Annotated in this window: 10 protein-coding genes; all 10 read left to right on the forward strand. The window is 69.6% G+C overall.

What is annotated here, in order from left to right; genetic code table 11:
* Nucleotides 1–360: 360 nt before the first annotated feature.
* The 10 genes from AB0761_RS36695 (at nt 361) to AB0761_RS36740 (ending at nt 14,889) form a co-directional block, all read left to right on the forward strand.
* Complete coding sequence (locus tag AB0761_RS36695) at nt 361–1,743, forward strand: ABC transporter substrate-binding protein (protein ID WP_377273608.1); 1,383 nt, start codon at nt 361–363, stop codon at nt 1,741–1,743.
* Nucleotides 1,740–2,717: a carbohydrate ABC transporter permease gene (locus AB0761_RS36700; protein ID WP_377273609.1), complete on the forward strand. Its 978-nt coding sequence runs from the start codon at nt 1,740–1,742 to the stop codon at nt 2,715–2,717. The genes AB0761_RS36695 and AB0761_RS36700 overlap by 4 nt, the downstream gene beginning before the upstream one ends.
* Entirely contained in the window at nt 2,714–3,601 is an 888-nt protein-coding gene (locus tag AB0761_RS36705; RefSeq protein ID WP_377273610.1) for a carbohydrate ABC transporter permease, read from the forward strand. The genes AB0761_RS36700 and AB0761_RS36705 overlap by 4 nt, the downstream gene beginning before the upstream one ends.
* 13 nt (nt 3,602–3,614) lie before the next feature.
* Nucleotides 3,615–5,741, forward strand: coding sequence for a hypothetical protein (locus tag AB0761_RS36710; RefSeq protein ID WP_377273611.1), 2,127 nt, complete (start codon nt 3,615–3,617; stop codon nt 5,739–5,741).
* Between the two features lie 17 nt (nt 5,742–5,758).
* The gene (locus AB0761_RS36715; RefSeq protein WP_377273612.1) at nt 5,759–7,333 is read left to right on the forward strand and encodes a hypothetical protein; all 1,575 of its coding nucleotides are present in this window, start codon (nt 5,759–5,761) and stop codon (nt 7,331–7,333) included.
* A gap of 124 nt (nt 7,334–7,457) precedes the next feature.
* A complete protein-coding gene (locus tag AB0761_RS36720; protein ID WP_377273613.1) occupies nt 7,458–9,428 on the forward strand; it encodes a cellulase family glycosylhydrolase in 1,971 nt (656 codons plus the stop codon).
* Nucleotides 9,425–11,026, forward strand: a complete 1,602-nt coding sequence (locus AB0761_RS36725; protein WP_377273614.1) for a glycoside hydrolase family 28 protein — start codon at nt 9,425–9,427, stop codon at nt 11,024–11,026. Before AB0761_RS36720 ends, AB0761_RS36725 begins: the two co-directional genes overlap by 4 nt.
* 874 nt (nt 11,027–11,900) lie before the next feature.
* Nucleotides 11,901–12,779 carry a hypothetical protein gene (locus AB0761_RS36730; protein ID WP_377273615.1) on the forward strand — a complete coding sequence of 293 codons (879 nt, stop codon included), beginning with the start codon at nt 11,901–11,903 and terminating at the stop codon, nt 12,777–12,779.
* Nucleotides 12,780–12,814: 35 nt separating this feature from the next.
* Complete coding sequence (locus AB0761_RS36735; RefSeq protein ID WP_377273616.1) at nt 12,815–13,486, forward strand: response regulator transcription factor; 672 nt, start codon at nt 12,815–12,817, stop codon at nt 13,484–13,486.
* Complete coding sequence (locus AB0761_RS36740) at nt 13,483–14,889, forward strand: sensor histidine kinase (RefSeq protein ID WP_377273617.1); 1,407 nt, start codon at nt 13,483–13,485, stop codon at nt 14,887–14,889. Before AB0761_RS36735 ends, AB0761_RS36740 begins: the two co-directional genes overlap by 4 nt.
* The last annotated feature ends 405 nt before the right edge of the window (nt 14,890–15,294 follow it).

Below are 15,294 nucleotides of genomic sequence, written 5' to 3' on the forward strand. Positions count from 1 at the left end.
ACAGGCGAGCTGGCACCCAGCAGGTATACCGGTTTCTCAACTCAGCCTCTCCTGCGGCATGGTCCGAAGGCCAAAAAAATCACCCAATCATGGACAAATAGGGATGAACAACCCCAGTATGCATGACCATCAACTGGTCGTGAGCAAAGTATTGACCCGTAGTGAGTGAATCGGTTTACTTCCGAGGCGAGTTGGAGCACGCAGTATCGCTGTCACCCCGTCAGCTCCCTGGCTGGCGGGTCCATGAGTGGCGTCCGGGGAGATCGCGCCTCTTCACTCCCTCGCCGCAACCACCGGTGCGACCGCACCGCAGGAATCCCCTTGCCGGAAACCCCTGCGCCGAGGACAAGGAGTCACCACATGAGATCACCATGGTCCAGAATCGCCGCCTGCTGCACCGCGGGGATACTCGCGGCCGGCGCAGCCGCCTGCTCGTCCTCGGGCTCCGGCAGCGCCGCCGACGCCAAGGGCGGGAAGGTCACGATCACGGTGACGGACATGCCTCCGACGACGCAGCCGGCGTCACGCAAGGAGTTCACCGACCGGGTGGCGGCCTTCGAGCGCGCCAACCCGGACATCGACATCAAGCCGACCGAAGCGGTGTGGGACGCCAAGACCTTCACCGCCCGGCTGGCCGGAGGCCAGCTCGAGACCGTGTTCATCGTGCCGCTCACCGAGCCCCAGGGGCTCATCAAGCGCGGCCAGATCGCGGACATCACCGACGAGGTGAAGGCACTGCCGAACGCCGCCCAGTTCGACAGTCGCTCGCTGGCTCCGGGCACGGGTGCGGACGGCCACATCCACGGCCTGCCCACCAGCGAGTACGCCCTCTCCCTGGTCTACAACCGGGAGCTGTTCAAGAAGGCGGGGCTCGACCCGGACAACCCGCCGAAGACCTGGGACGAGGTCCGGACCGCCGCTAAGGCGATCTCGGAGAAGACGGGCCTGCCCGGTTACGCGCAGCCGACGACCAACAACACGGGCGGCTGGACGCTGACCGCCGTGACCTACACCTACGGCGGCGTGGACGAGAAGGAGGAGGGCGGCAAGCAGGTCGCCGCCTTCAATGACGCGCCGATGCAGCAGGCCCTGGAATGGCTCAAGGAACTGCGCTGGCAGGACGACTCCATGGGGAGCCAGCAGCTGCGGGACAGCGCGGAGATCCAGAAGTCGTTCTCCGCCGGCCGCATCGGCATGATGATCGCGACACCGAGCACCTTCGACGAGCACATCACCAAGTACAACGGTGACCCGGCGATCTACGGCGTCGCCGCGCTGCCCTCGGGGGGCACGCCGGCCACCCTGTTGGGCGGCAAGATGGCCGTGGTGAACCCGAAGGCCGGCGAAGCCGAGCGCAAGGCCGCGGTGAAGTGGATCGACTACTACTTCCTCACGGCCAAGCACGACCCGAAGGAGGCAGGTGCGCGGGCGAAGGCGAAGGCCGCGGACGGCATCCCGGTGGGGACACCGACCGTTCCCCTCTACCAGCCCGCCGTCAGCGCCCCTGTCGATCAGGCCATCAACGAGCACGCCACCGTCCCGCTCAAGAACTTCGCACCCTTCCTCGCCGGTGTGAAGCAGCAGAAGTTCGTCACCGAGCCCTCGGTGGCAGCCCAGGACCTGTATGCCGCTCTGGACTCCGCAGTGACGGCCGTGCTCACCCGCGAGAGCGCCGACCCGAAGGCCGAGCTGGAGAAGGCGGAGAAGAAGGCCGTCGCCGCGCTGGAGCGAGCCCAGCGATGACCGTCGTCCACCCGGTCGGTGACGCCACCGCCACGCCCTCGCGGGCAGCGCAGCCGGGTGCCGGGCCAGGCCGCCGCAGCCTGCGGCGGCCTGGCCGGACCCGGCGGGCTCGGCGCGGTTTCGGCTTTGCCTCGCTGCTCTTCCTGTTGCCACTGCTGCTGGCCTTCGGCTACTTCGCCTGGTGGCCGATCGGCCAGAGCGTCATCCTCAGCGTCCAGCGGACCAACCTGGTCAGCGAGCCCACCTGGGTCGGACTGGACAACTTCCGCTACCTGTTCAACGACCCCCTGCTGTGGACCACGCTGCGCAACACCGTCTGGTTCGTGGTCCTGGCCCTGGTCTTCGGGTTCCCGGTGCCCATCATGCTGGCGCTGCTCGTCTCGGAGCTCCGGCGCCTCGGCGGGGTCTTCCGGGTGCTGGTCTACCTGCCCGCGGTGGTGCCGCCGGTGGTCGCGCTGATGCTCTGGCGCTGGTTCTACGACGCGGACTTCGGCCTCTTCAACCAGGTCCTGGGCCACGTCGGCCTCGGCCCGTACCCCTGGCTGCAGTCGGCGGGCACCGCGATGCCGAGCCTGGTACTGGCTGCCACCTGGGCGCACGCGGGCAGCACCACCCTGATCTACATGGCTGCGCTGGCCAGCGTGCCGGCCGACCTGTACGAGGCCGCCGAGCTGGACGGCGCCTCGATCTGGCGCCGGGTGTGGCATGTGACGCTGCCGCAGATGCGCGGTGTGATCCTCATCATGCTGCTGCTCCAGATCATCGGCACCTTCCAGATCTTCACCGAGCCCTTCATCCTCACCGACGGCGGACCGGAGGACTCGACCACGACCATCCTCCTCCTGATCTACCGGTACGCGTTCCTCGACGGTGACTACGGGACGGCCGCCGCGCTCAGCGTGCTGCTGGCCCTGGTGCTGGCCGCCCTGTCCGCCGTCTACCTGCGCCTGACCCGCAAGTGGAGCACAGCATGAACGACGACGAGCAGTCCCGGGGCGTGATCTCGTCGGCCGACCGGCGCCGCCGCTCCGTACGCTGGACGCTGGGCATCTCCCACCCCATCATCCTGACGGCCGTCGCGATCGCCGGCCTCGGCCCGATCCTCTGGACGGCGAAGGGCGCCGTCTCCTCCACGCAGGAGTTCATCCAGCACCCGTTGCGGCTCTGGCCGTCCGTCTTCCAGTGGGGGAACATCACCTCCGCCTGGGCGGAACTCAGGCTCGGCCACTACCTGCTCAACACGCTGCTCCTGGTCGGGGGCTCCTGGTTCTTCCAGCTGCTGGTGGCGACCGGCGGCGCCTACGCCCTGTCGGTGCTCCGCCCCCGCTACGGGCGCGTCGTCTACTATTCGGTGCTTGCCACGCTGTTCATCCCGGGCACCACCTCGCTGGTGGCGCTCTACATGGTGGTCCTGAAGCTTCCGCTCACCGGCGGCTCCATCGCCAACACTCCTTGGGCGGTGTGGCTGCCGGCCGGAGCCCATGCCTTCAACGTACTGATCATGAAGCAGTTCTTCGACGGCCTGCCCCGCGAGCTCCACGAGGCGGCACAGGTCGACGGAGCCGGGCCGTGGCGGCTCTTCTGGCTGATCGTTATGCCGATGTCCGGTCCGATCATCGCGGTGGTGTCCCTGCTGTCGGTCATGGGCGCGTGGAAGGAGTTCCTCTGGCCGATGATCGTCATCTCCGACACCGAGGCTCAACCGCTGTCGGTCGCCCTGCCGCGACTCGCCGAGAACGCGCAACAGAACCAGGTCATCGCCGGGATGCTGCTCACCATCATCCCGCCTCTGCTGCTCTTCCTGATGTTCCAGCGGCACATCGTCCGCGGAATCAACTTCACCGGTCTGAAGGGATGAAAGGGGTGACCGCATGACCCTGCACACCATACGAAGCCACCGGCTGATGCGTATGGCGCTGGCGGTACTGCTGATGTTCCTCTCCGCCCAGTTGCTGGGCGCCGGGCACGCTCAGGCTGCGACGATCACCGACGGGAACTACTACGCCAGCAGTGCACCCACCTCGGGGTGTCCGGACTCGGTCAGTGACCGTCTGGTCGCCTTCCAGAGCAGCAAGCTCTTCAACGGCAACACGGCCGACTGCGTCGGATGGGAGGGTTCCGGGAGCGCGCCCAAGAGCGTCACCCTTGTCTTCGACCTGCTCTACGACCGCCCGCTCAGCACCGTCTCGATCACCAGCACGGCGCCGAACAGCTACTGGGGCTTCGACGAGATCGAGGTCACCTATCGCCCCGAGGCGTCCGACGCCTACCGCGTCGTCGACAGCGAAGCCTGGGATCGCAGCCAGCTGGTCTACCAGCGGGACGTCGCGATGAACAACGCGCAGGCCCGGTTCGTGCGTATCAAGCTGACGCGGGTCAACCAGTACCTGCACTTCCCGCTCTCCGAGGTCACGTTCACGACCGGTGGCGCCGCCGCCGACCCGACCCCGGACCCCTACACCCAGGCACAGATGCAGGACGAGGCAACCCGCGCCACCCGGCTGGTCGACGGCTACGGCCAGTACCTCTACGGGACCTGGTCCGGCAAGCTCACCTCCGACCAGCAGCTGAAGCAGGACGCCACGGACGAGGCCGCCGCGCTGGCCGGCGTCACGCTGGACACGAGCACGTACGACCAGTACGGAGGCGTGAAGGCGCTGGGCAAGTCCACCATCCTCGGCAACGGCTTCTTCCGGCTGGAGAAGGACGACCAGGGCAAGTGGTGGTTCAGGACCCCCGACGGATACAAGTTCATCCTCAAGGGAGTCGACTCCACCTCCGCGGGCGACTGGGGCTACGGCACGGCCGTCAATGACGCCGACGGCAACCAGCGTGGGGAGTTCTCCACACTGCCCGACCCCAGTACCTACGCCGCCGCCTACAGCACCGACGGCGCGGTGAGCTTCGTCAAGGCGAACCTCATGCGCAAGTACAGCGTCACGGACTGGCAGACCCCGTGGCGCGACATCACCAAGAAGCGCCTGATCAAGTGGGGCTTCAACGCCCAGTCCAAGTGGTCCCGTGACGGGGGTCTCCAGATGCCCTGGATCGGCCAGCTCACGGCACCGTCATCGGACAAGGTGAAGCGCGTCTCGTACGCCATCGACCCGTTCGACCCGAACTTCGGCCCGCAGCTCGACGCGCAGTTCAGTGATCCGACCGGCACCGTCCTCACCAATGCCAACAGCCCTTGGCTGATCGGCTACTTCTTCGACAACGAACGGGGCTGGGACGACAGCGTCATGACCGCGGTGCTGGACAGCGGCAGCACCCAGCCGGCCAAGCAGGCCTTCGTCGCGTACATGATCGACACCTACGGCCTGACGGAAGCCGACAGCATGCTGGGGCACCCCGGAGCCACGCAGGAGGGCCTGGAGGGCGCGAAACTCGCCGCCAACGTGCCCAGTGGCAGTGCCCTGCGCACCGCGTTCATCGGCGAGGCCTCCAAGGCGTACTACTCGACCATCCGGACGGCCCTCAACAAGTACGACAGCAACCACCTGTTCCTGGGCTCCGCCCTGGTGCCGGGCTGGCGCTCCACCCTGGCCTGGGAGGTCTGCGGGCGGCAGTACCTGGACGCGATCTCCGTCGACGCCTACAACAGCACCGCGAACTACCTGGCCGCATACGAGCCGTACGACAAGCCGGTGCTGAACCTGGAGCACTCCTTCAACGTCCACGACCGGGGTCTGCGCGCCATCAACCCCGGTCTCCTCGCCGACGACACCGCCGACCGCGGCACCATGCACCAGCAGTTCACCTGGGCGCAGGCCGCGAGCCCGGTCTACGTGGGGTCCGGCTGGTTCAGCTACTACGACGAGCCCGTCACCGGCCGCGCGTCCGATGGCGAGAACTTCAACTTCGGCCTGGTCAACCAGCAGGACCAGCCCTATACCGCGATGACCGACATCATGACGCAGACCCACCAGCAGCTGGAACAGAAACGCACGGACGCGCCCCTCCCCTCCACCGGAACCCAATCCGTCTGCCCGGACTGAGCAAAGGAGCCCGATCGATGATCTCGCGACGCACCCTGATACGCAGCGTCCCCGTCGCCGCGCTCGCCGGAGCGCTCGCCGCGCCCCGGCTCGCCTCACCCGCGTACGCGGCGGAACCCGCCCAGGCCGCGAGCGACAGCTGGCTGGTGGACCGCTACGGCCAGGCCCTGAACCTGGACTGGCCCGGCAAGGTCGTCTCCGACGAGCAGCTGCGCCGGGAGTACGCCGAGGAGGCGGCCCGGCTGGCCCGGGTCCGTCCGGACCGGCGCCGGTACGACCGGTACGGCGGCCTGAAGGAACTCGGCAGACACCGCGCCACCGGCTACTTCCGGTTCGAGCAGGTCGACGGCCGCTGGTGGTTCGTCACCCCCGCCGGCCACCTGTTCTTCCTCAAGGCGGTGGACGCCTTCTCCCCCGAGGAGTGGGGCTACGGCACCTGGTGGAAGAAGACGGACGGCACACCCCTGGACCTCTTCGCCGAGCTGCCGGACCCGGAGAGGTTCGCGGCCTGCTACACCGAGGGTGAGAAGGGCTACTGCGTCAGCTTCCTCAAGGCGAATCTGATGCGGAAGTACGGGGACGACTACCTGCGCAGGTGGCGGGAGACGTCCCGGAAGCGCATGATCGACTGGGGGTTCAACGCCCAGGGCAAGTGGACGCGCGACCCCGAGGTCGTCATGCCGTACATCGCCCAGGCACCGACGCCCCCCGACGTGATCCGGGTGCAGTGGGGCATCGACCCGTTCGACCCGGAGTTCTCGGCCAAGCTGGACCGCACCTTCGACCTGGAGCAGTACCGCAAGGACCCGTGGCTCATCGGGTACTTCTTCGAGAACGAACGCGGCTGGAGCCGCGACGTCGTCACCGACGTGGTCAAGCGCGACTCCACCCTCGCGGCCAAGACCGCCTTCGTGGACTACCTGACCGAGACCTACGGCGGTGACCTGAACCGGGTCAACGTCCTGCTCGGCACCAGCGCGGAGTCGTTCCAGGCCCTGGCGGACACCCCGCTCACCATCGGCAAGGTGCCCGACGCGGACGTCAAGGCGTTCATCACGCTCGCCTCGGAGACGTACTTCAGGAAGGTGCGCGAGGCGATCATGAAGCAGGACCCGAACCACCTCTTCCTCGGCGGCTCCCTGGTACCCACCTGGCGCACCAGCCCGGAGTGGAACGTCGGCGGGCGCGACCACCTCGACGCCATCTCCTTCGACTGGTACTCGACGAGCGTCGACTACCTGCGGCAGTACGAGGGCTACGGCAAGCCGATCCTCAACCTGGAGTTCGCCTTCATGGTCCCCGACCGGGGGCTGACCGCCGCCAACGCGGTGACCACGGCGACCAGCCAGGCCGACCGGGGCGAGAAGTACCGGGCCTTCGTCGAGGCACAGGCCAAGAGCCCGGCGTTCGTCGGCTTCGGCTGGTTCGCCGCCTACGACCAGGCGGTGACCCACAAGCCGGGGGCCACCGAGGCGTTCAACGTCGGGCTGACCAACCAGCAGGACCAGCCGTACCACGAGATGACCGACGTCATGCGGGAGGTGAACCGCGGTATCGAGGCGGTCCACCTCCAGGCACCGCCCCTCGCCTGACCTCGCATCGCCCATCCGGCCGGGTCCTCCGGCGGCTCCCCCCGCGGGAGGACCCGGCCGGATGCCAACGCCGTGCATGCCGTCCATCCGGCGCCGGACATCCAGTGAATGAAACGGAGAACAGATGACCGACCCCCGTTCCCGCCCAGCCTCCGACCTCGGCAGCAGCACCTCTCTGCCCCGGCCGGCCCCCACGCTCGACTCCGGCCCCTGGCTCGGCGCGAACTACTGGTCGCGGCACGGCAGTCTGTTCATGTGGCGGGACTACAACGACGAGGTCGTCCGCGAGGAGCTGCACACCCTGCGGGAGCACGGCGTCAATGTCACCCGGTCGTTCCTGTTCTGGCCGGACTTCCACCCGGCGCCCGACCGGATCGACGAGGACTTCGTCGAGCGGTACCGGCAGTTCCTGCACACCAGCGCGGAGATGGGCCTGCCCACGATCCCGACCTTCCTGGTCGGCCATATGTCCGGCGAGGACTGGCACGTGCCGTGGCGGGAGGGCCGCAATTACTACACGGACGGCTTCATGCTGGGCCAGCAGGCGTTCTTCATCCGCGAGATCGTCCGCCGGATCGGCGCGGAGCCGGCGGTGGCGGGCTGGCTGATCAGCAATGAGTTCCCGATCTTCGCAGGGCCGGCCACCCCCGACGAGGTCCGGGCCTGGGGCCTGATCTGCAGCCACGCCGTACGGGCGGGCGGCTCCCAGCTGCCGGTTTCGCTGGGCGACGGCGCCTGGACCAAGGAGATCACCGGCAAGGAGAACGGCTTCCGGATCCGGCGCCAGGACGACCTGGTCGACTTCGTCGGCCCGCACACCTACCCCATGGGCGACGACCAGGTACGGGTCCACACCGCGGCGGCCTGGGCGTGCGAGCTGAGCCACTTCGGCAAGCCGGTGGTGATGGAGGAGTTCGGCGTCTCCGCGGCCCTGTCCTCCGAGCGGAACGCCGCCCACTACTACCGGCAGGTGCTGCACCACACGCTGCTGGCCGGCGCCACCGGCTGGCTCGCGTGGAACAACACCGACTTCGCCCTGGAGTCGGTCGACCCCTACCGGCACCGCCCCTTCGAGCTGGGCTTCGGCATCACCCGCGCCGACGGCACGCCCAAACCCGCCCTGGAGGAGATCCACACCTTCCGGAAGATCCTCGACGAGGTCGACTTCGCCCACTGCGCCCGGCCCGACACCGACACCTCGATCCTGATCCCGTCCCACCTGGAGGAGCACCCCCGGGTGTCGGCCGCGGAGCGGACCGCCATCGCGGCGGTCAGCCATCACGCGTACCTCGCGGCGAAGGCCGCCGACCTCACCCCGGGCCTGGCCCGCGAGCTGGACGCGCCGCGCCGCACCCCGCTGGTGCTCGTCCCCTCCAACAAGCTGCTGACCGCGCCGACCTTCGACCTGCTGCTGGACTGGGCAGACCAGGGCAGCCACGTGTACCTGTCCTGGTTCGCCGGCGCCGGCGGCTCCCACCGCGGCGCCTGGTGGCCGCCCCTGGAACGGCTGATCGGCGCCTCGCACACGCTCCGATACGGCCTGAACGAGCCGGTCGACCCGGTCGTCACCTGGGAGTTCTGCGAACCGCTCGGCGACCTCAAGGCCGGTGACACCCTGCGCTTCCCCGTCTCGGGGCCGGCCGACGCCCGGGCCGTGCTGCCGCTCGACGAGGAGACGGCCGAGTGCACGGTCCTCGCCCGCGACGACCGGGGCCGCCCGGCGCTGGTGCAGCGCGACCACGGCAAGGGCGCGGTGTACCTGTCCACCTACCCCGTGGAGTTCTTCGGGTCCGCGACGCCCGACGCCCACCGTGACGACGCCGTGCACCGCCTCTACCGCGCCCTGGCGGTACGGGCGGGCCTGCGTCCCTTCCTCACCGTCGACGACCACCGCATCCATGTCGACGGCCTGGTGCACGCCGAGGGGCAGCGGTACGTATGGCTGGTCAACGTGTCCGGCGACACGGTCACCGCGCACCCGGAACCGGACGTCCCCGGCGTTCGGCTGACGGACGTGCTGGACGGCGGGGACCTCACCGAGCAGGTCGTGCTGGAACCGTTCGGGGTCGTGGTGGCGCGGGTGGTGGCGTCATGACGGTGCTGCAGCAGACGTCCGGGCTGCCGGTGTTCTCCGTGGACCGCTTCGGGGCGGCGGCCGACGGCCGTACCAAGGACACCGCGGCGGTCCAGGCGGCGATCGACGCGGCCCACGCGGCCGGCGGCGGCATCGCCCACCTCCCGCCCGGGACCTACCTGTCCGGCGGCATCGAGCTCAGGAGCCGGGTCACCCTGCACCTGGAGGCCGGGGCGACCCTCCTCGGCTCCACCGACCTCGCGGACTACCCGCCGCACGAAGGGCCGCCCGCCGACTGCGACGCCGGCCAGCGGCACCTGGTGTTCGCCCGGGGCGCCACCGACATCGCCATCACCGGCACCGGCACCATCGACGGCCAAGGCCCGGCCTTCTGGGAACCGTCCGGACGGCCGCCCACGCCACCGGACCGGCACTGGGCCGACGTCGTCACCCACAACTGGAAGCCGGTCGGCAACAACGACCGCCCCTCGCCCATGGTCGAACTCGCCGAGTGCCGCAACGTACGCATCGAAGGCGTCACCCTGCGCAACTCCCCGGGCTGGACGCTGCGCCCGATCGCCTGCGACACCGTGATGATCCGCGGCGTCATCATCCGCAACCGGATCGACGGCATCAACACCGACGGCATCGACCCGACCGCGTGCCAGAACGTGTTCATCGCCGACTGCGACATCGAGACCGGTGACGACGCGATCTGCCTGAAGAGCGAGAACCCCTACGGCGACCTCCGGGTCACCCGGAACGTCGTCATCACCAACTGCGTGCTGTCCTGCTGCTGCAACGCCTTCAAACTCGGCACCGCGACCCGCGGCGGCTTCGAGGACATCACCTTCACCAACTCCGTGGTCCACAACGGCGACGTGCCGCTCAATGAACGCGTCATCTCCGGCATCGCCATCGAGATGGTGGACGGCGGCTGGGTCGACGGCGTCACCGTCTCCGACATCCGGATGCGCAACACCCGTACGCCGATCTTCATCCGGCTCGGCAACCGGGGATGGGGCCAGCCCAGCCCGGTGCCCGGCAGGCTGCGCAGGGTGCGGATCTCCGGGATCGACGCCACCGGAGCGATCCTCACCTCCTCGATCACCGGACTCGCCGAGCAGCCCGTCGAGGATGTCACCCTCTCCGGCATCCGCATCGAAACGGACGAGGGCGGACTGCGCGAGTGGGTGGACCGGGAGATTCCGGAGGAGGTCGCGGAGTACCCGGAGGCCCGGATGTTCGGCCGTCTGCCCGCCTACGGCCTCTACATTCGGCACGCCCGCGGAATCCGGGTCGCCGGGGCGGAGATCCGCTCCACCGTGTCGGATCCGCGCCCGCTGCTCGTCGCGGACGATGTGGCCGGCCTCGTGGTGGAGTCACTGGACGGTACGGCCCCCGGCCCGGGCACCGCCCTGCTGGATCTGCGGGACACCCGGGACGCCTTCGTCACCGGCTGCCGCGCCCCGCGCGGCACCGACGTCTTTCTCCGAGCAGGTGGGAGCCGGTCGCAGGACATCGCCCTCGCGGGAAACGCACTGTCCCGGGCCGCCGTGCCGGTCGAGACCACCGGCGGTGCGTCGTCGGACAGCGTGACAGGAGGCGGCACGGCCTGACGGGCCCTCGCTACGAGTGGCCGTCCGCAGCCGGGGTCTCCGCCGCTCGTCCCGTGTTTGCTCGGGATCCCCCTCGTCGACCGGATCGCGGGCGGCATCAGCCACCAGCTGCGTCCGTCGGACCGCGGCCTACGGGCTTCACGGCCTTGGCTCCGTCCAGCCCGGCGTCTGCGTGAACAGGCGAAACATGTGCTCGAGGTCGAAGCGGCGGAGGAAGGACAGTCGGCAGCGGTAGACGTCCTCGGGGCGGTGGTGCGATTCGCAGAGACAGCGTGTGGGGTGGGCGGCCGAGGCCGCCCACCCCACACGCTGTCAGGGCTCAGCCGATCACCTGCGGCTCTCCAAGAATCTCGCCGACCGCGTCCACCGCTGCGATGCGTGCGGCCTGGAAGGCGACCGGGACATGGTCTCCGCCGCCCTGGCAGCGCACATCCGCCTCGACAACCCGGACGACCCCAGCACCGCGGGCCTGGACACGTCCAGACCCGCATCACACAGATCTTGTTTGCGAAGGGGCTGCAAGAAGCCCTGCCGAGTCAACCGCAGCGCGGTGCCCGCCCCACCCGGGGCCGCACCGCCGCGCCAGCCCCGACCCCGGGGATCCCCCGGCAGCGGGCTTCCGCTCGGCGAAACACCACCCACCGGAACCGGCCCACCCCGAATGAGACCCGACCCGCAACCACGCGGCACAAGGCCCACGTCGGAACAGCCGGCCCTGCAGAGATCCCCTCAACCAGAGGCCAACTCCCCGCAGGGACTGGTGGGATGGCGTCACCATTGCGTGATGACTCTTAGGGAAGTCCTAAGGTCCGGCTCGGGTGGCCTGAAGGGGCGGCTGGTGTGCTGACAGCAGCCACCAGAAAGGAGGCGCACAATGCGCCACACATCCGCAGCGCTGGCCGCCGCGACAGCGCTCGTCCTCGCCGTGGGAGCGAGCTCGGCCGTGGCGGCCGGCACGTCCGACGGCAAGGGGGCCGGCAGCACGGGCCACGGCAAGACCGTCGTCCAGTGCTCGCCGGACAAGCCGGACAGCAAGCTGGAGAACGCCCTCAGGAACGTCAAGATCGCGCTCGGCAAGAGCGGCGGCAAGCTCACCGACCGGATCGTGGCGACCTTCGCCAAGGAGACGGGCATGCCCGTGGCCAAGGCGCGGGCGCTGCTGGAGAAGCTCATCAAGGGGGCGCCGGGCGGTACAAAGCCGGGTGACCCGGGCAGCAAGGGGGACAAGGGCGGCGCCCCGGCCTTCAGCGCCGCTGACCTCGCCAAGGTCCTCGGCGTGTCGACGGCGAAGGCCCAGGCCGCGCTGGACGCCCTGCAGAAGCTCGCCACCGGCCCGAAGGGGCACGTCGACGAGACCACCCCGGCGTACGCGGCGATCGCCGCCAAGCTCGGGGTGAGCCCGCAGCAGCTCACGAACGCGATCATCCAGCTCAAGAAGGCGACGGCCAAGCCGGCCCCGGGGAAGCCGGGCGAGGACAAGCCGGCGCCGGGCAAGGACGGCAAGGACGGCAAGGACAAGCCGGCTCCCGGGAAGGACGGGAAGTCGGGGAAGGACGACAAGGGAAAGCCCAGCAAGGGCAAGCCTGGTGAGTGCAAGCCGGGCGAGCCCGCACCGGGCAAGCCGGGCGGCGGGAAGCCGGGTGAGCCCGCACCGGGCAAGCCGGGCGGCGGGAAGCCCGTGCCGGGCACGTCCTCGCCCGGGAAGCCCGGGGGCGGCAAGCCGGCTGTGGCGCCCGCGCTTGAGTCCAACTGATGTCGCGCTGACAAGCGGTAGGGGATCCTTGCGCCATGCGAGTACTGGTGGTTGACGACGATGACGCGGTGCGCCGTTCGCTGGTGCACGCCCTGACCCGGGACGGGTACGAGGTCACGGTCGCGGCGGACGGTATCGCCGCGCTGGAGTCGCTGGCCGCCGGGCAGCAGGACGCGGTGGTCCTGGACATCCTCATGCCGGAACCGAACGGCCTTGAGGTGTGCCGCCGGGTGCGGGCCCGGGGGGACCGCACCCCCATCCTGATGCTCACCGCCCGCGACCTGGTCGTCGACCGGGTCGCGGGCCTCGACGCGGGCGCTGACGACTACCTGGCGAAGCCCTTCGCTCTGGAGGAGTTGCGCGCCAGGATCCGCGCCCTGCTGCGGCGCAGCGGCGCCGACCAGGAGGTGCTGCGCTTCGCCGACCTGGAGCTGCACACGGCCGCCTGCCAGGCGTCCCGCGGCGACCGCATCCTGGACCTGACCAGAACGGAGTACGCGCTGCTCGAGCTCTTCCTGCGCAATCCGCGCCGGGTGCTGAGCCGTACGCTGATCTTCGACTCGGTCTGGGGCTACGACTTCGGGCCGTCGTCCAACGCCCTGTGGGTGTATATGAGTTACCTGCGGGCCAAGCTGGAGGCGGGCGGTGAGCCGCGGCTCGTCCAGACCGTGCGCGGGCTCGGGTACGTGCTGCGGGAGGAGCCGTGAGCCTGCGCAACAGGCTGGCGTCCGCGGGCGCCGCGGCGGTGCTCGCTGCGCTGGTGCTGGCCTCGGTAGTGCTGTATCCAGCGCTGAGCGTCAATCTGAACGATCGCCGTGACGCCGAGTTGGTGTCGGCGGCGAACCAAGCGCCGGAGGTGGTGAAGGGGTTCAAGCAGAAGAGTGCACTGGCGGAGCAGGACGGAGAGGGACCGGACGAGGTCGTCATCCCGACGAAGCCGGTCTCCGTCGGCTCCACGACGCTGCAGTTCGTCCTGCCGACGGTCGCCGAGGGGCCGACGGACGGGTTCGTCGGCGTCAGTGACGTGGACGTCCAGGTCGCCGAGGGCACCCGCCCCGCGTACTTCCATGACGCCGACTGGGGTGGCACGCACTACCGCATCTACACCACGCAGCTGGCGGACAGCAACGGTGGCCTGGTGCGCACCTATGTACCAACGGCGGTCGTGCACAGCACCCTGCGGCAGCTTGCGATGCTGCTGGTCGGGATCACCGCGGGCGGCTGCCTCCTGGCCGCGGTGGCGGGGCGGTTGGCGGCCGGGCGGGTACTGCGGCCGGTGCGGCGGCTGACCGAGACCGTCGAGCACGTCACGGCGACACAGGACCTGACGGCCCGTCTGCATGTCGACGGACGGGACGAAATAGCCCGCCTCACCCGGTCGTTCGCTGCGATGATGGCGGCGCTGGAGGAGTCGGTGGGCGCGCAGCGGCGGCTCGTCGCGGATGCCTCGCACGAACTGCGTACCCCGCTCACCAGCTTGACCACCAACCTGGAACTGCTCGGCGAGGGGCCGGGCCTGGCCGACCTGCAGGCCCCCGTGCTGCTCGGCGAGGCCCGCGCGCAGGCCGCGGAGCTGACTTCTCTCGTCAACGACCTGGTGGATCTGGGGCGTTACGGCGGTGTGCGGACGCACACCGAGGACACCCGGCTCGACCTGCTGGCCCGGCGGGCCCTGGACCGGTCGGCGACGCGTTCGCCGCGGCTGCGGTTCGCCGCGGAACTGGCGCCGTGCATGGTGCACGCCGACCCGGACGCGGTGGAGCGGGCGATCGGCAACCTGGTGGACAACGCGGTGAAGTGGAGTCCCGAAAACGGGCAGATCACCGTATCCACCACAGCGGACGGCACGGTGTCGGTCTGCGACCAGGGGCCCGGAATCCCGGCGGCCGACCTGCCCTTCGTCTTCGACCGCTTCTACCGTTCACCGACCGCGCGATCCCTGCCGGGTTCCGGGCTCGGACTTGCGATCGTTCGGCAGATCGCCGAGACACACGGCGGCGGCGTGGCCGCCGAACCGCTGCCGCAGGGCGTACGACTGCGACTGTGGCTGCCACCGGTGAGCCTGGCGGCGGAGCAGCCGGACGGGCCGACAGCCCCGCAGGCGGGTTGACGGTGGGCCCGGGGGACCGTACCTCAGCGCTCGCGTTTTCTTCGCCGGCCCACCGTTCCCGCGTACTCCAACCACCCCTGTTCACGGCCTGCGCGCGCCCATCCGGTAGGTAGGCACCACACCCCGCACGTCCGACGCCTCATCCCCCTCACCTTGGCGGGTCCCGCCGGATGCGCCCTGTGCACGGTACGCGACAGAGATTCGGTGCGGACGTCTCACTCGTCCCAGAAGGCCGCAGGTCGGCCTCTGGCTCACACAGCTTGCCGGCATGCCCTCCACAGTGAGGTCGCCCCCGAGCGTGGACACCGGGATTGGTGTTGCGGGGTCGAGGCCGGCGGAGTCGGTCGACCGCTGTGCGAACTCGCTGGGTGTGAGCCGGCTGTCCGGCCCGGGGTGTGTGCGGGG

It is taken from the genome of Peterkaempfera podocarpi (genome assembly GCF_042466665.1).
GTDB classification, from domain to species: Bacteria; Actinomycetota; Actinomycetes; order Streptomycetales; family Streptomycetaceae; genus Peterkaempfera; species Peterkaempfera podocarpi.

Coding starts and splice junctions, on each gene's coding strand:
- AB0761_RS36725 (WP_377273614.1), top strand. CDS start 9,425: ATGACGGTGCTGCAGCAGACGTCCGGGCTGCCGGTGTTCTCCGTGGAC.
- AB0761_RS36710 (WP_377273611.1), top strand. CDS start 3,615: ATGACCCTGCACACCATACGAAGCCACCGGCTGATGCGTATGGCGCTG.
- AB0761_RS36720 (WP_377273613.1), top strand. CDS start 7,458: ATGACCGACCCCCGTTCCCGCCCAGCCTCCGACCTCGGCAGCAGCACC.
- AB0761_RS36715 (WP_377273612.1), top strand. CDS start 5,759: ATGATCTCGCGACGCACCCTGATACGCAGCGTCCCCGTCGCCGCGCTC.
- AB0761_RS36730 (WP_377273615.1), top strand. CDS start 11,901: ATGCGCCACACATCCGCAGCGCTGGCCGCCGCGACAGCGCTCGTCCTC.
- AB0761_RS36695 (WP_377273608.1), top strand. CDS start 361: ATGAGATCACCATGGTCCAGAATCGCCGCCTGCTGCACCGCGGGGATA.
- AB0761_RS36705 (WP_377273610.1), top strand. CDS start 2,714: ATGAACGACGACGAGCAGTCCCGGGGCGTGATCTCGTCGGCCGACCGG.
- AB0761_RS36700 (WP_377273609.1), top strand. CDS start 1,740: ATGACCGTCGTCCACCCGGTCGGTGACGCCACCGCCACGCCCTCGCGG.
- AB0761_RS36735 (WP_377273616.1), top strand. CDS start 12,815: ATGCGAGTACTGGTGGTTGACGACGATGACGCGGTGCGCCGTTCGCTG.